This is a genomic window from Ralstonia sp. RL (genome assembly GCF_001683835.1).
Lineage (GTDB): Bacteria > Pseudomonadota > Gammaproteobacteria > Burkholderiales > Burkholderiaceae > Ralstonia > Ralstonia mannitolilytica.
Map to the genome: position 1 here is coordinate 1 of NZ_LWRX01000187.1, position 23,366 is coordinate 23,366.

Genomic DNA, 23,366 nt, shown 5'->3' on the forward strand with positions numbered 1-23,366 from the left:
GGGCGCGCCTTTCTTTTGCTTACTTTTCTTTGGCAAGACAAAGAAAAGTGAGTCAGCCCCGGCAGGGGATGAAACAAGGGATGCACCACCGAGGCAAAACCAAACAAAGAATCAAGCAACACGGTGCGCGTCACGCCAGCCGAGACCCTCAACCGTCCCAGCCTTAGGCTTGTACTCACACCCAACCCACCCCGTGTACCCAATCTCATCCAACCAACGGAACAGGAACTGATAGTTGATCTCCCCAGTCCCCGGCTCATTGCGCCCAGGGTTGTCCGCCAGCTGCACATGCTTGATCTTGTCCAGATGGCGCTTCAGCGTGCCAGCCACTTCGCCTTCCATCCGCTGCATGTGGTAGATGTCGTACTGCACGTACAGGTTGGACGCGTCCACGTCGTTGATCAGGTCCAGCGCCTGCTGCGTGCGGTTCAGGTAAAAGCCCGGAATATCGAACGTGTTGATCGGCTCGATCAGCAGATCAATCTTCTCGGCCTTCAGTGCCTTCGCCGCAAACTTCAGGTTCTCCACCAGCGTCTTGCGCGCCGCGTCTTCGCTCACACCTTCGGGACGGATGCCCACCAGGCAGTTGAGCTGTTTCACGCCGAGCACCTTGGCGTACTTGATGGCTTCGCCCACGCCGTCCTGAAACTCGCTCACGCGGTCAGGCAGGATGGCGATGCCGCGCTCGCCGCCGTCCCAGTTGCCGGCCGGCAGGTTGTGCAGGACCAGGTCGAGCTGGAAGCGGTTCAGGCGATCGGCAATCTGGTCAGCATGAAACGCGTAGGGAAACAGGAACTCCACCCCGCGAAAGCCCGCACGCGCGGCGGCTTCGAAGCGGTCGAGGAAGGCCTGTTCGTTGAACAGCATGGTCAGGTTGGCTGCCAGCTTGGTCATGGTTTCTCCTTGTATCGGACGGTGAGGGAATGGCGCGCCGTCTTTATGCGGTGACGCCTTCGGCTTCCGTGAGGGTGTCTTCCAGGTCGAGCACTTCTTCAAACTCGACCACGTTGTCGATCTCGGTACCCATCGCGATGTTGGTCACGCGCTCGAGAATCACTTCCACCATCACCGGCACCGAGAACTCGGCCATCAGCTTGCGGGCCTGCGCAAAGGCGGGTTCGATGTCTTCGGGCTTGAACACGCGGATCGCCTTGCAACCCAGGCCTTCCACCACCTTCACGTGGTCGACGCCGTAGCCGTTCAGCTCGGGTGCGTTGACGTTGTCGAAGGCGAGCTGGACGCAGTAGTCCATGTCGAAGTTGCGCTGCGCCTGGCGGATCAGGCCCAGGTACGAGTTGTTCACCACCACGTGGATGTACGGCACCTTGAACTGCGCGGCCACCGCCATCTCTTCGATCATGAACTGGAAGTCGTAATCACCCGAGATGGCCACCACGTCGCTGTTGGGCGAGGCCACCTTCACGCCGATGGCGGCGGGAATCGTCCAGCCCAGCGGGCCTGCCTGGCCGCAGTTGATCCAGTGGCGCGGCTGGTTGACCGACAGGAACTGCGCAGCGGCGATCTGCGACAGGCCGATCGTGCTCACGTAACGCACGTCGCGCGGGAAGTACTGGTTCATCTCGCGGTACACGCGCTGCGGCTTGATGGGCACGTTGTCGAAGTCGGAGCGACGCAGCATCGTGCGCTTGCGCTTCTGCACGTCGGCGTTCCAGCTCTTGCGGCACGGCAGCTTGCCGGCGGCCTTCAGCTCGCGGGCGACTTCAATGAACTTCTCCAGCGCCGCCTTGGCGTCCGAGACGATGCCCAGGTCCGGACCGAACACGCGGCCGATCTGGGTCGGTTCGATATCGACGTGCACGAACTTGCGGCCCTTGGTGTAGACGTCGACGCTGCCGGTGTGGCGGTTGGCCCAGCGGTTGCCGATGCCGAACACGAAGTCCGACGCCAGCAGCGTGGCGTTGCCGTAGCGGTGCGACGTTTGCAGGCCGACCATGCCGGCGTTGAGCGGGTGGTCGTCGGCCAGCACGCCCCAGCCCATCAGGGTCGGGACGACGGGCACGTTCACCAGCTCGGCAAACTCGACCATCAGCTGGGCCGCATCGGCGTTGATCACGCCGCCGCCGCACACCAGCAGCGGGCGCTCGGCCTGGCACAGCATCTCGATGGCGCGCTCGGCCTGCGCACGCGTTGCCGCGGGCTTGTAGACCGGCAGCGGGCTGTACGTGTCGGGATCGAATTCGATCTCGGCGACTTGCACGTCGAACGGCAGGTCGATCAGCACCGGGCCCGGGCGGCCCGAGCGCATCAGGTGGAACGCCTGCTGGAACACGCGCGGCACCAGCGCCGGCTCACGCACGGTGACGGCCCACTTCGTGACCGGCTTGGCGATCGATTCGATGTCGACAGCCTGGAAGTCTTCCTTGTACAGGCGTGCGCGCGGCGCCTGGCCGGTGATGCAGAGGATGGGAATCGAATCTGCCCAGGCCGAGTACAGGCCGGTGATCATGTCGGTGCCGGCAGGGCCCGACGTGCCGATGCACACGCCGATGTTGCCGGCCTCGGCACGGGTGTAGCCCTCGGCCATGTGCGAGGCGCCTTCCACGTGGCGGGCCAGCACGTGGGCGATGTTGCCGTTCTTGCGCAAGGCCGAGTACAGCGGGTTGATGGCGGCACCCGGCACGCCGAAGGCGGTGGTGATGCCTTCTTTCTCCAGCACCGCAACGGCGGCGTCGATTGCTCTCATCTTCGGCATGGTGGTGTGTCTCCAGGAAGGGGAAGGTGGGAATACGTTGGGGCTGATCCTATTCCCGCATGCCGATACCGATAAACGCAGGTTTCGTCAGTTGATTGCTAACTTTGCATATCGAATGCTCTCGCGTGGCGCAGCAATGCCGAAGCCGTGTCACCGCCGAGGACGCCAGGATTCATGCCGCTTTCAGTTGATTTGCTGCGGCGCAAAAAGAGCGATGCAGGACCACGCCTCGCATCACTCCGCACACACCGATTTTTTCCATTCGTCACAGGTGATATGCGCTGAATAGGCGCAATCCGCGTACGGAATGCTCACTAGAATGGCGTGACATTGCGAACTGGAATGATGGAATGGACAAGCTCAAGCAGATCGAGGCGTTCATCGCCGTGGTGGAGCACGGCAGCATGGCCGCCGCCGCGCTCACGCAGGACGTGACGCCCGTCATGATCGGGCGCCGCATCAACGCGCTCGAAGCCAGGCTGGGCGTGAAGCTGCTGCACCGGTCCACGCGGCGCATTGCCGTGACCGAACAGGGCGCGGTGTTCATGGAGCAGTGCAAGAAGGCGCTGGGCGAACTGGACCGCGCAGAACTGCTCGTCGCCGAGGGCCGCCACAAGGCGACGGGGCACCTGATCGTGTCGGCGCCGGCCGCGTTTGGGCGCAAGCACGTCGCGCCGCACGCGCCGGATTTTCTGCGTGCCAACCCCGACGTGCGCATCTCGTTCAACCTGACCGACCGCGTGGTCGACCTCGTGCGCGAGGGCTACGACCTCGGCATCCGCATCGGCGGGGCCATCGATCCGAACTTCGTGGCGATCCGGCTGGCTTCGAACAAGCGCGTGGTGTGCGGCACGCCGGCGTATTTCGCCAAGCACGGCGTGCCGCGCACACTCGACGACCTGGCCAAGCACAATTGCCTCGCCTTCAACCTGCAGGGCGGCCAGCAGCGCGGCTGGTATTTCCAGCAGAACGGCAAGGCCGTCACCGTGAAGGTCAGCGGCAACCTCGACTGCAACGACGGCGAACTGCTGCACCGCTGGATGGGCGAAGGCCTGGGCCTGGGGTGGCGTTCAACGTGGGAGATCCAGCCGGAACTCGAATCCGGCGCGCTGATGACCGTGCTGGATGACTACGCGCTGCCCGACTACGACATCCTCGCCGTGTACCCGCAGCAGCGGCCGGTGCCTGCGAAGATCCGGTTCTTCATCGAACACCTGAAGGCGGTGTTTGCGCAGCCGGGGTATTGGTCGCGGGCGGAGTGAGGCGCGCTCAGCGTCACTCGGCGATGACGACGCGTCCCTGCGTCAGGTCCCGCAGCGTCGCACGCGCAGCCGCCTCATCGGTCACGGGCAAGCGCACGGTGAGCGCAACGCCGGCATCGTAAGCCGCCTCGACCAGCGCATAGCCGCCTTCATCGACCCACCGCCGGATGCGCGCCTCATCGGCGTAATCGGTGACGAGCGTGAGCGTGGTGCTGGCGATGCGCTCCACGCGCTCGGCCTGCATGAGCGCGGTGGCGATGGCATCGGTGTAGGCGCGCACCAGGCCGCCCGCGCCGAGCTTCACGCCGCCGAAGTAGCGCACCACGGCACCGAGCGTGCCGTCCAGGTCGTGGTGGCGCAGCACTTCGAGGATGGGGCGGCCTGCGGTGCCGGAGGGCTCGCCATCATCGGACATCCCCGACTGGCCGCCGGCCAGCAGCGCCCAGCAGACATGCGTGGCAGTCGGGTGCTCGGCCCGCAGACGCGCGACGACGTCCATGGCAGCGGCGCGGTCTTCGACCGGCACAGCCCATGCGATGAAGCGGCTTTTCCTGATGTCCAGCTCGGCCGACACCGGCGCGCGCAGCGTGTACGTCGGCACGCGCGCTCAGGCCAGCAGCGCGGCAACGAGGTCCGTCGCGCGGCCACCCGGCGATTCGAACTTCAGCGACGCCTCGGTGTGCGCCATGTGCTCTTCCATCAGGGCGATGGCACCTTCCACGTCGCCGCGCTTGGCGGCTTCCAGAAAGGCGGTGTGCTCTTCGGACGAGCGCACCGCATCGTAGGTGGATTGATACAGCATCGTGATGACCGAGCTGCGGGCGGAGAGCTCGCGCAGCATTTCCTTGAGCACGCTGTTGCCGACCACGTCGGCCAGCAGCAGGTGGAAGTCGGCCATCAGGCGGTTGCGGCGCGGGACGTCCGCCAGGTTGGCGCTGGCCGCCACCCTGTGCTCTTCGGCCAAGTGCTTTTCGAGCCGCGCATAGTCGGCCGGCGTGGCCTTGGCGATGAACTCGCGCGCCAGTGCCACTTCCAGCACGCGCCGTACGGCAAAGACTTCGCGGGCCTCGGTCTCATCGGGCTTGGCGACGAACGCGCCGCGATCCGGCTCCATGCGGATCAGCTTGTCCTTGGCCAGCATCAGCAGCGCGGCACGAATCTTTGTGCGGCTGACGTGGTAGACCCGCGCCAGCGCCTCTTCGCGCAGCTTGGTGCCGGGCGGCAGCCGATGCGCGACGATCGCCTGTGCGATGTCGTCGGCAATGCCTTCGGAGGAGATGTCGGCGGCGGTGGTTTCGGTCATGGCGCCGATTTTACCGCCGTCCGACAGGCGTGCCGCGTCAGGCATGCGGCAGCGTGGGCGCACCGGGCGCCGCGATGCCATGGCCGTGGGGGATCGCCTCGCCCTCTTCGGTGATGTCGATCTTGCCGTCGAGCACGTCGTTCGCGCGCACGCGGTCGATGTCCTTTTCCCACGCGGCGATCACCACCGTGGCGACGCAGTTGCCGATCAGGTTGCCCAGGGCGCGGGCAATGCCGATGAACCAGTCGACGGAGAGCACGAGCACCAGCCCGATCGCCGGAATGGCGGGAATGACCGACAGCGTGGCCGCCAGGATCACGATGGCCGAGCCCGGAATGCCGTGCGCACCCTTGGACGTGATCAGCGCCACGGCCAGGATCAGCAGCAGGTCATGCATCGACAGCGGCGTGTTGGTCGCCTGCGCGATGAACACGGCGGCCAGCGTCAGGTAGATCGAGAACGCATCGAGGTTGAACGAGTAGCCCGTCGGGATGACCAGCCCCACCACCGAGCGCTTGATGCCCATCTTCTCCAGCTTGTTCATGATGGACGGCAGCACCGCGTCGGACGATGCCGTGCCCAGCACCACCAGCAGTTCGGCGCGCAGAAAGCGGATCAGCTTGAAGATGTTGAAGCCCGCCACGCGCAGGATGGTGCCGAGCACCACAAACACGAACAGCGCCACGGCCGCATAGAACAGCAGCACCAGGAAGCCCAGCTGCTTGAGCGAGCCGGCGCCGTACTTGCCGACGGTGAACGCCACCGCGCCGAGCACGCCCAGCGGCGCCAGGCGGATGATCACGGCCATCATGCGGAACAGCACGTGCGAGAGCTGATCGATCAGGTTGACCAGCGGCTTGGTCCGCTCACCCAGCAGCGACAGCGCGCAGCCGAACAGGATCGACACCAGCAGCACCTGCAGGATGTCGCCCTTCACAAAGCCGCTCACGAACGTATCCGGGATCAGCTTGAGGAGGAAGGCGGCCACGCCGGTCGATTCCACCTGCTTGGCGGTGTCCATGTACGACGCCATGGCGGCCGGATCGAGCGTCTTCGGGTCGACGTTCATGCCGTGGCCGGGGCCGAACACGTAGGCCAGGCCGATGCCGAGCGCCAGCGCAATCGTCGTGACGATCTCAAAGTAGATGACGGCCTTGCCGCCCACGCGCCCGACCTTCTTGAGCTCGCCCGCGCCGCAGATCCCCACCACCACGACGGAGAAGACGATCGGCGCGATCAGCATCTTGATCAGCTTCAGGAAGCCGTCACCCAGCGGCTTGAGATGCTGCGCGAAGTCGGGCGCCCAGATGCCCAGCGCGATGCCCACCGCGAGGGCGATCAAAACCTGCCCGAACAGCGGGCGCGTAAAGCGTTGCATGGTGAATCCTCCTTTGGATTTCAGGTGTCTTGGGCGCCCGTTTCGTCTATCGCGATTGTCGGGAAAGCCCTGTCGCGCTCGCTGCATCGCACAAAGTTGTCGCGCTGGATTGTTGGAGCGTTCACGGCATCATAGGCGATCCAATTTTTGTATGCAATTTTTGAATTCACATGCTAGGATGACCCGCATGCAGTCGGCAATGCCCTGCGCACCTGGCCCACATGCTGCACCGTCGGCCCGACCTCTCGTATTGCTGTTGTCCGGCAGTTCGCCGATCGGGGCCGCCGTATACCATCCAGAGACCGATCCCAAGGAGACCCCCATGGCGATGCCTACGCTCGATCCGAACGCTCCCGACTTCACGCGCCGCTATCCGAACCTGGCGGACCCTCGCCTGGGCGCTGAAGCGACGTTCGCCACCGACGAGTTCTTTGCACCGAAGAGCCGCATGCTCAATCCCGAGCCGGCAGTGTTCATCCCCGGCAAATACGACGACCACGGCAAGTGGATGGACGGCTGGGAAACGCGCCGTCGCCGCAACGGCGGTTACGACTACTGCATCGTCCGGCTGGCCCGCCCGGGCGTCGTGAAGGGCGTGGACATCGACACGAGCCACTTCACCGGCAATTTCCCGCCGGCGGCGTCCATCGAGGCCGCCTACGTGGCCGACGGCGAGCCGACCGATGCCACGCAATGGACCGAGATCGTTCCCTCGACCACGCTGCAGGGCAACAGCCACGCCTACGTGGCCGTGACCGACCCGGGCGCGTACACGCACCTGCGCCTGAACATCTTCCCGGACGGCGGCATCGCGCGCCTGCGCGTGTATGGCCAGCCGCAAGTCGACTGGAAGGGCGCGGACCGCACCCAGCTGTTCGATCTCGCCGCGATGGAAAACGGCGCCTACGTGGTCGAAGCGAACAACGAACACTTCGGGCCGGCCTCGCGCATGCTCATGCCGGGCCGCGGCGTGAACATGGGCGACGGCTGGGAGACGCGCCGCCGCCGCGAGCCCGGCAACGACTGGTGCATCATCGCGCTGGCGCACCCGGGCCGCATCCGCAAGATCGAAGTCGATACGGCGCACTTCAAGGGCAACTTTGCCGACCGCGTTTCCATCCAGGCCGCGCGCGTGGTGGGCGGCACCGACAGCTCGCTCAAGACGCAAGCGATGTTCTGGCAGACGCTGCTGCCCGAGCAGAAGCTGCAGATGGACCTGCAGCACTACTACGAAGCGGAGATCGCCGACATGGGCGTCGTCACGCACGTGCGCTTCAACATGTTCCCGGACGGCGGTGTGTCGCGCCTGCGCCTGTGGGGGGTGCTGGAATGAGCCAGGACGCCATCGCGCGCATTGCGCTGACCATCGAGCCGCTCACGCGTGAAGCCTTCGCCCCGTTCGGCGATGTGATCGAACTCGAGGGCGCCAAGCAGTTCCCGATCAACCAGGGCACCACCACGCGCTTTCACGACCTCGCCAACGTGGACGTGGGGGAAGGCGGCCGGGCGCTCATCAACCTGTTCCGCGGCCAGCCGCGCACGCTGCCGTTCGAAGTGAAGATGCTGGAGCGCCATCCGCGCGGCAGCCAGGCCTTCATCCCGCTGAACGACAAGCCGTACCTGGTGGTCGTGGCGCCTGCGGGCGGGCTTGATCCGTCCAAGCTGCGCGCCTTCGTGTCGCGCGGCTGGCAGGGCGTGAACTACGCGCGCGGGGTGTGGCATCACCCGCTGCTGGCGCTGGAGCAGGTCAGCGACTTCATCGTCGTCGACCGCGGCGGCGAAGGCCACAACTGCGACGAGCAGGATCTGCCCGAATCGGTATGGCTGACCGAAGAGGCCTTGCGCGCCGCGCAGTAGCCGCCTCGCCGTCCGCACCATCCTGAGCCCCCGTACAACGGGGGCTCAGTCACTTTGAACGTCCTTCGCCAATACCGATACGGAGACATCGACATGACCCAGGCTCAACTCACCGCCACCGGCATCGACGCGGACATCCGCGCGTTTGTCGAGGCGGGGCACGCGCAGCAGATCGACTTCCTGCGCGAGCTGGTGAAGGTGCCGTCGGACAACCCGCCCGGCGACTGCGCCCCGCACGCCGCGCGCGCCAAGGCACTGCTGGAAGGCCTTGGCCTGACCGTCGAGGCGCATGCGGTGCCCGAAGCGCAGGTGCGCGCAGCCGGCATGGCCAGCGCCACCAACCTCATCGTGCGCCACACGTTCGGCAGCGGCGGCCCGACCGTCGCCATGAACGCACACGGCGATGTCGTCCCGCCCGGCCTGGGCTGGACGCATGATCCGTACGGCGGCGAGATCGTCCAGACCGACCACGGCCCGACCATGTTCGGCCGCGGCGTGGCGGTGTCCAAATCGGATTTCGCGACGTACACGTGGGCGCTGCTGGCGCTCATCGACGCCGAACAGCGCGGGGCGAAGCTCAACGGTACGGTCGAGCTGCATTTCACCTACGACGAGGAGACCGGCGGCGATGTCGGCCCGAAATGGCTGCTGGACCAGGGCCTGAGCCAGCCCGATTACGCCATCTCGGCCGGCTTTGCATACGGCATCACGTCGGCGCACAACGGCTGCCTGCACGTGGAGGTGACCGTGCGCGGCAGGCAGGCGCATGCCGCCATGCCGCACACCGGCATCGACGCCATCGAGGCGGCCACGCACATCCTGCAGGCCGTGTATGCGTATCGCGGGGAACTGGCGACGCGCAAGTCCGCCGTGCCGGGCATCGACCACGCCACGCTGAACGTCGGCCTGATCCAGGGCGGCATCAACACGAACGTCGTGCCCGATCTGGTGACGTTCCGCATCGACCGCCGGATGATTCCGGAAGAGGCCGGGCGCGATGCCCAGGAAGAGCTGCGTGCCGTGATCGAGCGCGCCGCGGCGGATCGCCCGGGCATCGAGGTGTCGGTCGAGCGCATCATCCTGGCCGAACCGCTGGCGGAATTGCCGGGCGTGCAGACGCTCATCGGGGCGTTGCGTCGCCATGCGCAGGCGGTGTTCGGCGGCGACGTGCCGGTCCACGGCGTGCCGCTGTACACCGATGCCCGGCACTACACCGCGCGCGGCGTCCCGACCGTTCTCTACGGTGCCGGGCCGCGTACGCTGATGGAAGCGCGCGGCCATAACACCGACGAGAACCTGCGGCTGCACGACCTGCGCGGCGCGACGGTCGTGGTGGGCTGCGCGGTGGCGGAACTGCTGGGCGCGTGATCGCCGCATCGTTGCATCGCTGCGTGCGGCCGGCCTTGCCGGCCCTTTGCATTTGCGCAATCCGCCGCAGAGCAGCGGATTAGAGGTTCGCTGCAACCCCCGACGCCCTCACCCGCCTCCTGCCCCTCCTATAATCCGGGCCACAAAACCCTCATCGGAGACCCGCAGGATGCAATCCCCCCATCCTTCCAAGCACATTCCGGCCGCAACCCTGCCGGAGCTGACGCTGCGCGGCATGATCCTCGGTGCCATCATCACCGTGATCTTTACCGCATCCAATGTGTACCTTGGCCTGAAAGTGGGCCTGACGTTCTCTTCCGCGATCCCGGCCGCCGTCATCTCGATGGCGGTGCTGCGCATGCTGGGCGGCACGAACATCCTCGAGAACAACATGGTGCAGACGCAGGCGTCCGCGGCCGGGACGCTGTCTTCCATCATCTTCATCCTGCCGGGCCTCGTGATGATCGGCCACTGGCAAGGCTTCCCGTTCTGGCAGACGTTCGGCGTGTGCATGGCCGGCGGCATGCTCGGCGTGGTGTTCACAATTCCGCTGCGTCACGCGATGGTCGTGCAGAGTGACCTGCCCTACCCCGAAGGCGTGGCCGCGGCGGAAATCCTGCGGGTGGGCAGCGGCCAGCTCGCCGACGGCTCCGATGCCACGGCCGACGACGCGGTGCCCGCTGCCACCGGCATGCGCGATATCGCCACCGGCGGCATCGTGGCGGCTGTGGTCGCGTTTGCGACCAGTGGCCTGCGTGTGCTGGGCGAAGGCGCGAGCTGGTGGCTTGCCGCCGGCGCATCGGTCGTGCGGCTGCCGCTCGGGTTTTCGACCGCGCTGCTGGGTGCCGGTTACCTGATCGGCGTGGTGGCCGGGATCGCCATGCTGGTGGGCCTGGTCATCGCGTGGGGCATCGCGGTGCCGTACCTGACGTCCATCACGCCGATGCCGGCGGGCAAGACGCTCGCCGCGTTCGGCACCGACGTGTGGCGCACGCAGGTGCGCTTCATCGGCGCGGGCGTGATCGCCGTGGCCGCCGTGTGGACGCTCGGCACGCTCATCGGCCCGGTGCTGCACGGCATGAAGCGCTCATTCGGCAGCCTGCGCCCGCAAGCGGACGCCACGCAGCGCACCGAGCAGGACATGGCGCCGCGCTGGATCCTCCTGGTCACGCTGGCCATGGTGGCCGTGCTGGTGATCACCTTTGCGGCCTTCCTGGCGCCGACCATGCTGTCGGCCGGCTCGCGCTGGACGCTCATTGCATGCGCGGTCGTCTTCGCCGTGGTGTTCGGCTTCCTGGTGGCCGCGGCGTGCGGCTACATGGCCGGGCTGATCGGTTCGTCGTCGAGCCCGATCTCGGGCATCGGCATCATCGCCATCACGCTGGTGTCGCTGCTGCTGTTGGCCGTGGGCGCGGACAACGGCCTTCTGGGCTCGCCGGAAGCGAGCCGGCTGGGCATCGCGCTGGCGATCTTCACGACCTCGGCGGTGGTGGCCGTGGCGACCATCTCGAACGACAACCTGCAGGATCTGAAGACCGGCTGGCTGGTCGGCGCCACGCCATGGCGGCAACAGGTGGCGCTGCTGATCGGCTGCGTGGCGGGCGCGGCGGTCATCTCGCCCGTGCTGGAGCTGCTGTACAACGCGTACGGCTTCCCCGGCGCACTGCCGCGTGCCGGCATGGACGCGTCGCAGGCGCTGTCCGCGCCGCAGGCGACGCTCATGACCGCCATCGCCACCGGCATCTTCACGCACCAGCTGGAATGGAACATGGTGATCGCGGGCATCGCCGTCGGCGTGATCCTGATCGCCATCGACTGGGCGCTCAAGCAGCGTGGCGGTGTCGCTCGGCTGCCGGTGCTGGCAGTGGGCATCGGCATCTACCTGCCGCCGACCGTGAGCACGGTGCTGGTGACGGGCGCGGTGCTGGCGTGGATCATCGAGAAGATCCTGGCCAGGCGCGCGCAGGCCGCGGGCGTGCCGTACGAGCGCTATGCCGAAGTGCCGAACCGCCACGGCGTGCTGCTCGCCTCGGGCCTGATCGTGGGCGAAAGCCTGGTCGGCGTGCTGATGGCGGCCATCATCGGCGCCACGGGCAAGGATGCGCCGCTGGCGGTCGTGGGCGCGTCGTTCGAAGGCACGGCGCAATGGCTTGGGCTGATCGTCTTCGCGTTGGTATGCTGGGCGTTCGCGCGCCGCGTGCTGGCCGTGCGCCCGACTCACTGACTGACGCCCGACGATTCACCATGCTGCTGCGCGACGCCACCGAAGCCGACCTGCCCGCGATCCTCGCCATCTACAACGACGTGATCACCAACTCCAACGCGGTGTACACGGAGACGCTGTCCACCCTGGAAGACCGCCGCGCGTGGCTGGCGCTGCGCGCTACGCAGGGCTATCCGGTCCTGGTGGCCGACGACGACGGGCGGGTCGCAGGCTTTGCGTCGTTCGGCGACTTCCGGCCGTATCCGGGCTTCCGCACGACGGTCGAACACTCGGTGCACATCCACCGCGACTGGCGCGGCAAGGGCTTCGGCCGCGTGCTCGTGGAGGCGCTGTGCGAGCGCGCCGCAGCGCTGGGCAAACATGTGATGGTGGGCGCCATCGACGGGGCCAATGCGGCGTCGATCCGCCTGCACGAAAAGCTCGGCTTCAAGGAGGTGGGCCGCATGCCCGAGGCCGCCATCAAGCGTGGCCAGTGGCTCGACCTCGTCTTCATGCAGCGCGTTCTGCAGGCGCCGGGCCCGGCCGGCAACGGCTGACCGTCCGCCGGTGCTTCACGCAGGCTGCGTGGCGGCCTGCGCCCATCGGCCGCAACCGCGCCGCACGGTCTCGTGCAGGTTGCGGGTTTCGCGCTGGGCCGCGCGGATCCATTCCGCATCGGCATCGCGCGCTTCCACCACCTCCCGCACCATGTCGAGCGCGCCTTCGGACGACAGCGCCTCGGCATGCTCCGACAGCAGCTTGCTGGTTTCCAGGATGTGATCGGCCAGCGCGCCACGGTTGCCGGTGGCCGGGTCGACGTATTCGCCTGCCAGCCCGAAGCGGCACGCCTGGAAGCGGTTGAAGGTGTAGACGAGGTAGTCGTCCTCCACCGGCATGAACGGGCGATCGAGCAGCAGCCAGCGGCCCAGCGCCTGGATGTAGGCGGCGACGGCGGCGGCGCGCTCGACCGTCAACGGCGTGTCCATCACGCGGACTTCGATCGTGCCGTACTCGGGCTTGGGGCGGATGTCCCAGTAGAAATCCTTCATGCTTTCGATCACGCCGGTGGCGTGCATCTTGTCGAAGTACGCAATGAAGGCATCCCATGTCAGCACGAACGGCGCGCGCCCCGAGAGCGGAAACGCGCTCACCGAGTTCATGCGCGCCGAGGCAAACCCCGTATCCACACCCTGCACGAACGGCGAGGACGCCGCCAGCGCGATGAAGTGCGGCACGTAGCGCGACATGGCGTGCAGCAGGTACAGCGCATCGTCGGGGCTCGGGCAGCCCAGGTGCACGTGCTGGCCGAACACCGTGAACTGCTTGGCCAGATAGCCGTACAGCTCCGAGATGTACTGATATCGCGGCGACTGCGAAATCTGGCGCTGGCTCCACTGCTGGAACGGGTGCGTGCCGCCGCCGCAGATGCCGATGTTCAGCGCCGTCGCCGCTTCGGCCATGCGGTCGCGCATCTCGCGCAGCTGCCACAGGGCCTCGTCGTGGCTGTGGCAGATGCCGGTGGAGATCTCGATCATCGAGTCGGTGATCTCCGGCTTGATGTCGCCGGGATACTCCTTGCCCTTGAGCATGCGCAGCAAGTCCGGCGAGGCCGAGGCCAGGTCATAGTCGTGACGATTGACGAGCTGCAGTTCCAGCTCGACGCCAAACGTCAGTGCTTCGGATTTCGAAAACGGTTCAAGCGACATGGGGCTCAGTGCCTCCCTTCTTCCTGCCGTACCTCACCCGCCCAACGCAACGAACGTGCCGTGAGGATCGGTGCGGCAATCTGCTGGATCGCCAGCGTGCACAGGATGATGGCGGCCAGCGGCCCGCCGGTTTGCGGATACAGTACCGCGGTGTCGTGCATGAGCAGCCAAGACAGTCCCGACATCGGTCCGAGTGCCAGGCCCAGCGCCACGCTCTGGCGCATCGACAGGCCCGAGAACGAACCCAGCGCGGTCGTCGCCGCCAGCTTGGCAATGAAGCGCGACAGCACCAGCGCCACTGCGGCCACACCGCCGATCACCCAGTCCGATGCCTTGAGCGGCAGACCGAGCGAGACGATCATCACCACGATCAGGATGCTGCCCGCGCTGCCGAAGTGCGACGGCCACACGCGCGGGTGATCGTCCTGGTGCTTGAACACGACGCCCGCCAGCAGCAGCGTGAGCGGCACCGAGAGCTTGAGCAGCTTGGCCATCGCCAGGGCAAACAGCACCAGGCCGACGAGCACCAGAAACGCGTAGTGATCGTCACCCGCCATGCGGTGATACAGCGCATGGCCGACCTTGCCCGCCACCCAGGCCAGCAGCACGGAACCTGCCAGCAGGTACAGCGGATGCAGCAGCGCCGCACCCCAATGCCCGTATTCGCTGTGCAGCCAGCCCGCGGTCAGCGGCACCAGCACGCTCGCGTAGATGCTGTTGAGCGCGCCGAGCGAAAGCAGCCGCTCCGTCACCTGGCCTTCGGCGCGCAGTTCGTTCTTCAATTGCAGCAGCACCGTCGGCGACGTGGCCACGGCGATGGCGCCTGCGGCCACCGCCACCGGCACCGCCACACCGAACAGCTGGAGCACCCACGTGACGAGGCCCCAGGTCAGCAGGCTCTCGAAGCCACTGGTCAGCAACAGCCAACGATTGGCGCGCAGCCACTCGAACGAGAGCCGGTGCCCGAGCTCGAACAGCGCGAGCGCCAGCGCCATCTCGATGAGGATGTGGGTCTGGTCGAGCATGTCGGCGTCGATGAGCGGGCGGCCCAGCACACCCGCCACCAATCCGGCTGCCGCATAGCCCACGATGCGCGGCAGCCGCAGCGCCACGCGCGCAAACTCGCCGCACAGGGCCGCGCCCACCAGCGCCAGCCCGATCCAGAACAGGCCGCCCGGTTCCGGCGGCCACGAGGGGAAGAGATCGTGAAGTCCTGTCATGGCCGACATGGTACCCGAAGCACCCAAATGTAGAAGTCAGCCAAGCACTGACACGCGATACCGCCTCGTTACACGATATTTAACAATAGATCGATGATTTTCGATGCAGATACCGGCAAGTCTGCGTTTTGAGCGCATTACCGCAGGCAAAGAAAAACCGCCCCGGGGGGCGGTTTTCATACTGCGGACGGCGGAAGCCGGACGGATTACTTCCCGCCCACGCTCTCCAGCGGGACCCACTTGCCGCCGGTGACCTTGTAGACGGTGATGCCGCCGTCCTTCAGGTCGCCCTTGTCGTCGTAGGCATAGTGCTTGGCGGTCACGCCCTGCATGTTCGTGGCAGCCAGGATCGGCAGGTACTTCGCCGGGTCCGACGAGCCGGCCTTGACCATGGCCTGCATCAGCGCCATCGCGCCGTCATAGGCGTACGGCGAGTACGTCTGCACCGGCGTGCCGAAGCGCTTCTCATAGCGCTGCTTGTAAGCGGCGCCGCCCGGCATCTGTTCCAGGGGCAGGCCGGCCAGCGAGCACACCACGCCTTCGGCAGCCTGCGCGCCCGCCAGCTTGATGAACTCGTCGGTCTTGGACATTTCGCCCGAGATCAGCGTCGACTTGATGCCCAGCTCGCGCATCTGCTTGACCAGCGGTGCCGACTGGCCTTCCGCGCCGCCGTAGAACACGGCGTCCGGCTTCTTGGCCTTGATCTGCGTGAGGATGGCCTTGAAGTCGGTCGCCTTGTCGTTGGTGAACTCGCGACGCACGATGGTGGCGCCGGCAGCCTTGGCGGCCTTCTCGAATTCGTCCGCCAGGCCTTGGCCATATGCGGTGCGGTCATCGATGATGGCGATGTTCTTGTAGCCAAGCTTCTTGACGGCGTACGTGCCGACCACCGAACCCTGCTGGGTGTCGGAAGTCATCATGCGGAACGTCGTCTTGTAGCCCTGCTTGGTGTATTCCGGCGCCGTGGCCATCGCGATTTCCGCAATGCCGGCATTGTTGTAGATGCGCGAAGCCGGAATGGTCGTACCCGAGTTGAAGTGGCCGAGCATGCCCTTGATGCCGCTGTCCACGAGCTTCTGCGCGACGGTCGTGCCGGTCTTCGGGTCAGCCTGGTCGTCTTCCGAGATCAGCTGGAACTTGACTTCCTTGCCGGCGATCTTCGGCTTGGTGGCGTTGAACTCCTCCACGGCCAGCGTCAGGCCGTTCTGCATGTCCTTGCCGTACTGGGCCTGGGGACCGGTCATCGGGCCGGCGTAGCCGAGCTTGATGACTTCCTGCGCCGATGCTGCACCACCCAGCGCACACAGCGCCGCCGCCACCCACAGTTGCTTCAATTTCATTTGTGCGTCTCCTAGTTCAAACGCAATTTGGATCCATAGCGCGACGGGATCACCGCCGCCCTCCTCCCGCTTCGCATCCCATCCGCACCCGTCGTACGAATCGAACCGCGAATCCTGCTCTTGCTCCCCGTCAGCCGATGGTCATCAGGCTGGCGTTACCACCCGCCGCGGCCGTATTGACCGACAGCGAACGCTCGATCAGCAGGCGCTCCAGCGCCAGCCCTTCCCCGCCATGCGGCAGACCTTGCACGCCGACGATCGGGCCGGCACGCCGCGCCAGGCCTTCGCAGATGGCGCGCAGATGGTCCGAATCGCCGTGGTGCAGCACCGCGTCGAAGGCCGCTTCTTCCAGCGTCCCCACCACGCGGACGCGCGATTGTACTGCCGCCGGCAGGGTACGCAGTACCGCTTCAATGGCAGGGTTTTCCTGCACCACAGCGACGCTGCCGACGGCCAGCACGGCCGCCAGCTGGCGCAGCCAGTCGGCCGGATCCGCCGCCACGCACAGCACCGCATCGCGCGGCAACAGCGTGTAGGTATTGCGCTCGCCGGTGGGGCCCGGCAGCGTGGCCGTGGCGCCCGTCGCCGTGGCGGCCGCCAGGCGTTCGCACAGCGCTGCCAGCGCCGGCGATTGCTTGCGGGCCCAGTCCGTCAGGGCATCGAACGGGGCCAGCAGCGCGCGACGCGCGTCGGTGTCGACTTCGGTGCCGGCGCCTGCGGTCAGCTGCAATGCGGTGCGCATGGCGTCCTGCGGGCACGTCGACAGCAGGCGCAGCAGGTACAGCGGGCCGCCCGCCTTCGGGCCGGTGCCCGACAGGCCCTCGCCGCCGAACGGCTGCACGCCGACCACGGCGCCGACGATATTGCGGTTCACATACAGGTTGCCGACGTGCGCGCGATCCACGACGTGCGCGATGGTCTCGTCGATGCGCGTGTGGATGCCCAGCGTCAGACCGTAGCCCGTGCCGTTGATCTGTTCGATGAGCTTGGTCAGGCCCGTGTTGTCGGCGGTGCGCTTCCAGCGGATCACGTGCAGCACGGGGCCGAAAATCTCGCGCGTCAGATCCGACAAGCTGTCGAGCTCGATGACCGTCGGCGGCACGAAGGTGCCGTGCGCGCAGGCATCGGGCACCGGCGTCTGGTGCACGCGGCGGCCCTTGGCGCGCATCGCCTCGATGTGGCCGACGATGTTGTCGCGCGCTTCGGCGTCGATCACCGGGCCCACATCGGTGGACAGCCGGTCGGGATTGCCCATCGCCAGTTCGGCCATGCCGCCCTTGAGCATCGCCAGCACGCGGTCGGCCACGTCATCCTGCAGGCACAGCACGCGCAGCGCCGAGCAGCGCTGCCCCGCCGAATCGAACGCAGACGACAGCACATCGGCCACCACCTGCTCGGCCAGCGCGGACGAATCGACGATCATCGCGTTCTGGCCGCCGGTCTCGGCGATCAGCGGGATCGGCGCACCGTTGGCATCCAAGCGGCCGGCCAGCGTGCGCTGCAGGATGCGCGCAACTTCGGTCGAACCGGTGAACATCACACCCTTGGTGCGCCCGTCCTTCACCAGCGCCGCGCCGACAGTCTCACCGCGGCCCGGCAGCAGTTGCACGGCACCGGCCGGCACGCCGGCTTCGCGCAGGATGCGTACGGCTTGCGCCGCGATCAGCGGAGTCTGTTCAGCGGGCTTGGCCAGCACCGGGTTGCCCGCAGCCAGCGCGGCACTGACCTGGCCGGTGAAGATCGCCAGCGGGAAGTTCCACGGGCTGATGCAGACCACCGGGCCCAGCGGGCGATGCGTGTCATTCGAGAACCCGCCGCGCACCTGCGCCGCGTAGTAGCGCAGGAAGTCGACGGCCTCGCGCACTTCGGCGATGGCGTTGGACAGCGTCTTGCCCGCCTCGCGGATGATCAGGCCCATCAGGTGCTGCATCTCGCCTTCCATCAGGTCGGCGGCGCGATCGAGCAGCGCGGCGCGCGCTTCCGGCGGCGTCGCTTGCCAGATTGGGGCGGCGGCCGTGGCGGCCGCGAGTGCGGCGTCGACGTCGGCCTCGTTGGCTTCGGTCACGTGGCCGACGACGTCGCGCAGATCTGCCGGATTGCGCACGGGCTGCGGTGTGCCGCCGGTGTACGGCGCATCGCCGATGGTCGGCTCGGCCGTCCAGACCGTGCTCGTGCCCGCCAGCAGCGCCGACGACAGCGACGCCAGGCGCTGCTCGTTGGCCAGGTCGATACCGGCCGAGTTCACGCGGACGTTGCCATACAGATTGCGCGGCAGCGGAATCTTCGGATGCGGCAGGCCGAGCGCCCCTTCCTCGGCGTGCATCTTCTCCACCACCTCCACCGGGTCGGCGACGAGGTCGTCCAGCGGGATCGACTCGTCCGCAATGCGGTTCACGAACGAGGTGTTGGCACCGTTTTCCAGCAGACGGCGCACCAGGTAGGCGAGCAGCGTTTCATGCGTGCCGACCGGCGCATAGATGCGGCACGGGCGGTTCAGCTTGCCCGGCTTGTTGCCGACGACCTGTTCGTACAGCGGCTCGCCCATGCCGTGCAGGCACTGGAATTCGTACTGGCCGGGGTAATAGTTCTGGCCGGCCATGTGGTAGATGGCCGCCAGCGTGTGCGCGTTGTGCGTGGCGAACTGCGGGAAGATCGCGTCCGGCGCGGCCAGCAGCTTGCGTGCGCACGCCAGGTACGACACGTCGGTGTAGACCTTGCGCGTGTAGACCGGATAGCCCTCCAGCCCGTCGACCTGCGCACGCTTGATCTCGCTGTCCCAGTACGCGCCCTTCACCAGGCGGATCATCAGGCGATGCTTGCTGCGGCGGGCCAGGTCGATGATGTAGTCGAGCACGAACGGGCAGCGCTTCTGGTAGCCCTGCACCACGAAGCCGATGCCGTTCCAGCCGGCCAGCTCCGGTGCAAAGCACAGGCGCTCCAGCAGGTCGAGCGACAGCTCCAGGCGGTCGGCTTCTTCCGCATCGATGTTGATGCCGATGTCGTATTCGCGGGCCAGCATCGCCAGACCCTTCACGCGCGGATACAGCTCGTTGATCGTGCGCTCGTATTGCGCGCGGCTGTAGCGCGGGTGCAGCGCCGACAGCTTGATCGAGATGCCCGGCCCTTCGTAGATGCCGCGCCCGCCCGAAGCCTGCCCGGTCGCGCGGATGGCCTGCTCGTACGACGCGAGGTAGCGCTGGGCGTCTTCCTCCGTCATCGCGGCCTCGCCGAGCATGTCGTAGGAGTAGCGGAAGCCCTCGGCTTCGAACTTGCGCGCGTTGGCCAGCGCTTCGGAAATGGTTTCGCCGGTGACGAACTGCTCGCCCATCAGGCGCATCGCCATGTCCACGCCCTTGCGGATCAGCGGCTCGCCGCTCTTGCCGATGATGCGCGTGAGCGCGCGCGACAAGCCCGCTTCGTTGTGCGTGGCGACCAGCTTGCCCGTCAGCAGCAGACCCCAGGTGGCCGCGTTCACGAACAGCGACGGGCTCTGGCCGAGGTGCGAATGCCAGTTGCCGTTGCTGATCTTGTCGCGGATGAGCGCGTCGCGCGTGGCCTTGTCGGGAATGCGCAGCAGCGCCTCGGCCAGGCACATCAGCGCCACGCCTTCCTGGCTCGACAGCGAGAATTCCTGGATCAGGCCCTGCACCAGACCTTCGCGGCCGGTGCCGACCTTTTGCGTGCGCAGCTTGGCGGCGAGGTTGCGGGCGAGCTGCTTCGCGTCCGAGGCAAGCGCGCCCGGCAGGCGGGCCTGCTCCAGCAGCATCGGAATGGCTTCGGTTTCCGGCCGGCGGTAGGCCGCCGTGATGGCAGCGCGCAGGACCGATTGCGGTTGCACGCTCTGCGCAAATTCGAGGAACGGTTGCACCGTGGGCTCGTCACCCTCGTGCACGTCCGAGACGGCTGCGGCGGCGGACGGGAGGCCATCCGCCGCCGGGCCGTTTGCATCAGTTGGCAGCTGCCCCCGCTCCACTTGATCCAGATACGTGAAGATCGCCTGCTTGATCAGCCAATGCGGCGTGCGGTCAATGGACTGCGCAACGCGCTTGAGGCGTTCACGCGAAGCATCGTCCAGCTTGACCCCGAGGGTGGTTGTAGCCATGTGGGTTCCTATCCAAAGCTGCCATTGCCAAGGCTTGTGGCCGGCAAATTGGGCGGATCATACGCCTGGCGAAGCCGATGGTGCAACCTAGTGAAACCCCTTGGTTCGAAATGGGTAGATTGGGGTGCAACCGCTGGGGTGGTTGGGGGCTTTTGGGGTGACTTTATTGCTTTGGCGGGTGGGTTTTTTTGCTTTTGGTGCATCCCTTGTTTCAGCCCCGGCAGGGAACGAAAGGGAGATGGACCACCAGCCCTCAAGTCCTCAAATCCTCAAAGGATCAATCTCCAACTGCCACCGCACCCCCTTCACAGTCTTGCCAATCCCCGCAAACCCCTCAGTCCAGGCAGTCAAAAGCTTCTGCAACGCCGCGCGAGAACCCGATTCCACCAGCAACTGCGCCCGCTCGCGGTTGGCCAGGCGCACCATCGTCATCGGCACCGGATCATGCAAAAACACCGGCGCGCCCAATTCAGCGGCCAAGGCTTCACCAGCCGAACGCGCGGCGCCCAAAAACTCCAGCGCGCGTGCGACTTCCTTGTGCTCTGCGGTCAACAACGCCTGATAGGCAAACGGCGGCAGCCCGGCCTGTTTGCGCTCTCGCAGCAGCTGGCGCGCAAAACCGTCGTAGTCGTGCCGAACCAGCGCCTGCAGCGCCGGTGCGTCGGGATACCGCGTCTGAATCAGCACCTCGCCGGCCAAGCCCGCCCGGCCCGCGCGGCCCGCCACCTGCATCAGCGAGGCAAAGAGATGCTCCCCCGCGCGGAAGTCGTGCGAGAACAGCGAGGAATCGGGCGCGACCACGCCCACCAGCGTCACGCGCTGGAAGTCGTGCCCCTTGGCGACCATCTGCGTGCCGATCAGGATATCGACGCTGCCTTCGTGCACGGTGTCGAACAGCGCTTCGGCGCTGCCCTTGCGGCGGGTGGAATCGGCGTCGATGCGGGCGACGCGGGCCTGCGGGAACAGCTCGCCGAGCGTCTCTTCGATGCGTTGCGTGCCGCGCCCGAGCGGGGCGATATCGACGTTGCCGCAGTCCGGACAGTGATGCGGGATGCGCGATTCATGGCCGCAGTGGTGGCAGCGCAGGCGCCGCTCGGGCTTGTGCAGCACCAGGTACGCGGAGCAGCGCGGGCAGCCCGACAGCCAGCCGCACGCATCGCATGACAGCACCGGCGCGTAACCGCGGCGGTTGAGGAACAGCAGGCTCTGTTCGCCGCGCGCGAGGCGCTCCGCCATCGCGTCGACGAGCGGTTTGGACAGCCCGTCGCGGATCTCCCGCCCGGCGCGGCGCTCCAGATTGAGGTCGATGAGCGACACGCGCGGCAACACCGCCTCGGCTTGCGCGCGGTGCGATAGCGTCAGGCGCGTGGTGGCGTTCTGTTCGGCGCGCCACCAGGTTTCCAGCGACGGCGTGGCCGAACCGAGCACGACGGGAATCTGGCGCTGCTTGGCCCGCCACAGCGCCAGGTCCCGCGCCGAATAACGCAAGCCTTCCTGCTGCTTGTACGACGTGTCGTGCTCTTCGTCGACGAGGATGAGGGCGAGGTTCGGCAGCGACGCCAGCATCGCCAGCCGTGTGCCGAGCACGATGCGCGCCTCGCCGCGGTGTGCAGCCAGCCAGTTCAGCGCGCGCGGCTGCTCCGCCAGGCCGCTGTGCAGGGCGGCCATCGGCACGCCGGGAAAACGCGCGGCGATGCGCGCCTGGAGCTGCGGCGTCAGGTTGATCTCGGGCACCAGCATCAGGACCTGGGCAGCCGGGTCGCGCGCCAGGGTGTCGGCGATCGCGTGAAGGTAGACCTCCGTCTTGCCGCTGCCCGTCACGCCGTACAGCAGGAAGGGGCTGAACGTGCCCTGCGCTCCGGCCTCGGCGATGGCGCTCACGGCCGCCGCCTGTTCGGCATTCAAGGCCGGCGCGCCGGATGGCTCGGGCAGCGACGGCGGCTGCGGCAGCAGCAGCTTCGGGCGCAACTCGGCGCGCAGCCAGCCGAGCGCCGCCCAGTCGCGCAGCTTGGCAATGGCCTGCCCGTGCAGCGCGACGGCGGCGCTGGTGGAAAGCTCGCCGTCGCCGGTCAGCGCTTCGGCCAGCCGCATGGCGCCGGCGGCGCGCCTGGGAACGCTGTCCAGCAATGCCGCACGGGCCGGCTCCACCATCACGTAGACCGTTTCGGTGGCCTGCCGGGCGAGGTTGTCCCAACTGCCCGGGGTCCGCCACAGCGGCGGCAACGCGGGCAGCGTCACTTCACCGAGCGCGCGGTGGTAATAGCCCGCGGCAAATTCGGCCAGCGCACGCCATTCGGCGTCCAACGGCGGCACCCAGTCCAGCACGCGCTCGACGTCGCGCAATTTGTCTTGCGGCACGTCGGTGGTGGCGGCGGTCTCCACCACGAGCGCCACCACGCGGCGGTTGCCGAATGGCACGACCACGAGTTGCCCCGGCAGCACGGGCTGCGCGCAACGGTAGTCAAACACGGCGTCGAGCGGCGTGTCGATCACGACACGCGCGATGGCGGCCGCCACGGGGCCATCGGTAATCGCAACGTCGACGTGGGTGGTGGTCATGCGAAGCACAAGCGGTTGAAAGGCCAAGAGATTGTTGCAGCGCATCGGCGCAGCCGCACGTCAGAAAAGCGCACCCGCCATCTCACCTTGCCGCCGCAACGACCGCCCCAGCCGGCGCGATGTTCAAGTACTACTTGAGGTTTGTGCCTTGACGCCCTGATCGGTGACCGGTTTTCCAGGCTATCCACACAAGCTGTGGATAACTTTGTTGAAAAGTCGCTCGCGGCGCCCGCGAAGGCCGATAAATCCAGCGCTTTTCTAGCTTGCACGATTTCCGCGCACGCCGCATTCTTCCAAAAAAATCAAACACTTATGCGATGGATGTGGCAAGCACCTCCTGTTGCGCCGCGAAAAA

16 protein-coding genes are annotated in these 23,366 nt (G+C 66.8%); 6 read left to right on the forward strand and 10 right to left on the reverse strand.

Going from position 1 to position 23,366, the window contains the following annotated elements; translation table 11 throughout:
• Nucleotides 1-111: 111 nt before the first annotated feature.
• Both hyi and gcl read right to left on the reverse strand, forming a co-directional pair.
• Nucleotides 112-894: a hydroxypyruvate isomerase gene (hyi, locus tag A6M56_RS17990; RefSeq protein ID WP_102080403.1), complete on the reverse strand. Its 783-nt coding sequence runs from the start codon at nt 892-894 to the stop codon at nt 112-114.
• A gap of 43 nt (nt 895-937) precedes the next feature.
• Nucleotides 938-2,713 (reverse strand): glyoxylate carboligase, encoded by a 1,776-nt coding sequence (gene gcl / locus A6M56_RS17995; protein ID WP_045785251.1) that lies wholly within the window; start codon nt 2,711-2,713, stop codon nt 938-940.
• Between the two features lie 350 nt (nt 2,714-3,063).
• Between gcl and A6M56_RS18000 the strand changes: the two genes are divergently transcribed.
• Nucleotides 3,064-3,975 (forward strand): LysR family transcriptional regulator, encoded by a 912-nt coding sequence (locus A6M56_RS18000; RefSeq protein ID WP_102080404.1) that lies wholly within the window; start codon nt 3,064-3,066, stop codon nt 3,973-3,975.
• 13 nt (nt 3,976-3,988) lie between these two features.
• Here A6M56_RS18000 and A6M56_RS18005 read toward each other — a convergent pair whose 3' ends face one another.
• The 3 genes from A6M56_RS18005 to A6M56_RS18015 are packed head-to-tail and all read right to left on the reverse strand — an operon-like array spanning nt 3,989 to nt 6,656.
• Nucleotides 3,989-4,576, reverse strand: a complete 588-nt coding sequence (locus A6M56_RS18005; RefSeq protein WP_045785253.1) for an IMPACT family protein — start codon at nt 4,574-4,576, stop codon at nt 3,989-3,991.
• A gap of 6 nt (nt 4,577-4,582) precedes the next feature.
• Nucleotides 4,583-5,278, reverse strand: coding sequence for a GntR family transcriptional regulator (locus tag A6M56_RS18010; RefSeq protein ID WP_063392277.1), 696 nt, complete (start codon nt 5,276-5,278; stop codon nt 4,583-4,585).
• A 37-nt stretch (nt 5,279-5,315) separates the two neighbouring features.
• Nucleotides 5,316-6,656 (reverse strand): C4-dicarboxylate transporter DctA, encoded by a 1,341-nt coding sequence (locus A6M56_RS18015; protein ID WP_045785254.1) that lies wholly within the window; start codon nt 6,654-6,656, stop codon nt 5,316-5,318.
• 322 nt (nt 6,657-6,978) lie between these two features.
• Between A6M56_RS18015 and alc the strand changes: the two genes are divergently transcribed.
• The 5 genes from alc (at nt 6,979) to A6M56_RS18040 (ending at nt 12,641) form a co-directional block, all read left to right on the forward strand.
• On the forward strand, nt 6,979-7,989 hold the full coding sequence (gene alc, locus A6M56_RS18020) for an allantoicase (RefSeq protein WP_045785255.1): 1,011 nt from the start codon (nt 6,979-6,981) through the stop codon (nt 7,987-7,989).
• Entirely contained in the window at nt 7,986-8,513 is a 528-nt protein-coding gene (locus tag A6M56_RS18025; protein ID WP_045785256.1) for an ureidoglycolate lyase, read from the forward strand. Before alc ends, A6M56_RS18025 begins: the two co-directional genes overlap by 4 nt.
• Before the next feature lie 93 nt (nt 8,514-8,606).
• A complete protein-coding gene (locus A6M56_RS18030; RefSeq protein ID WP_045785257.1) occupies nt 8,607-9,881 on the forward strand; it encodes a M20/M25/M40 family metallo-hydrolase in 1,275 nt (424 codons plus the stop codon).
• Between the two features lie 169 nt (nt 9,882-10,050).
• Nucleotides 10,051-12,105, forward strand: coding sequence for an OPT family oligopeptide transporter (locus tag A6M56_RS18035; RefSeq protein WP_102080405.1), 2,055 nt, complete (start codon nt 10,051-10,053; stop codon nt 12,103-12,105).
• Between the two features lie 20 nt (nt 12,106-12,125).
• Nucleotides 12,126-12,641, forward strand: coding sequence for a GNAT family N-acetyltransferase (locus tag A6M56_RS18040; RefSeq protein WP_102080943.1), 516 nt, complete (start codon nt 12,126-12,128; stop codon nt 12,639-12,641).
• A gap of 15 nt (nt 12,642-12,656) precedes the next feature.
• Here the strand turns inward: A6M56_RS18040 and A6M56_RS18045 are convergent, their stop codons facing one another.
• From A6M56_RS18045 to A6M56_RS18065, 5 genes are all read right to left on the reverse strand, one after another.
• Nucleotides 12,657-13,790 (reverse strand): YbdK family carboxylate-amine ligase, encoded by a 1,134-nt coding sequence (locus A6M56_RS18045; RefSeq protein ID WP_045785259.1) that lies wholly within the window; start codon nt 13,788-13,790, stop codon nt 12,657-12,659.
• Nucleotides 13,791-13,795: 5 nt separating this feature from the next.
• Nucleotides 13,796-15,019 carry a cation:proton antiporter gene (locus tag A6M56_RS18050; protein WP_045785260.1) on the reverse strand — a complete coding sequence of 408 codons (1,224 nt, stop codon included), beginning with the start codon at nt 15,017-15,019 and terminating at the stop codon, nt 13,796-13,798.
• A 197-nt stretch (nt 15,020-15,216) separates the two neighbouring features.
• On the reverse strand, nt 15,217-16,350 hold the full coding sequence (locus A6M56_RS18055) for a branched-chain amino acid ABC transporter substrate-binding protein (RefSeq protein WP_045785261.1): 1,134 nt from the start codon (nt 16,348-16,350) through the stop codon (nt 15,217-15,219).
• Between the two features lie 130 nt (nt 16,351-16,480).
• Nucleotides 16,481-20,452 carry a trifunctional transcriptional regulator/proline dehydrogenase/L-glutamate gamma-semialdehyde dehydrogenase gene (putA, locus tag A6M56_RS18060; protein ID WP_286758280.1) on the reverse strand — a complete coding sequence of 1,324 codons (3,972 nt, stop codon included), beginning with the start codon at nt 20,450-20,452 and terminating at the stop codon, nt 16,481-16,483.
• Between the two features lie 261 nt (nt 20,453-20,713).
• Entirely contained in the window at nt 20,714-23,011 is a 2,298-nt protein-coding gene (locus A6M56_RS18065) for a primosomal protein N' (RefSeq protein WP_102080944.1), read from the reverse strand.
• Nucleotides 23,012-23,366: the final 355 nt, after the last annotated feature.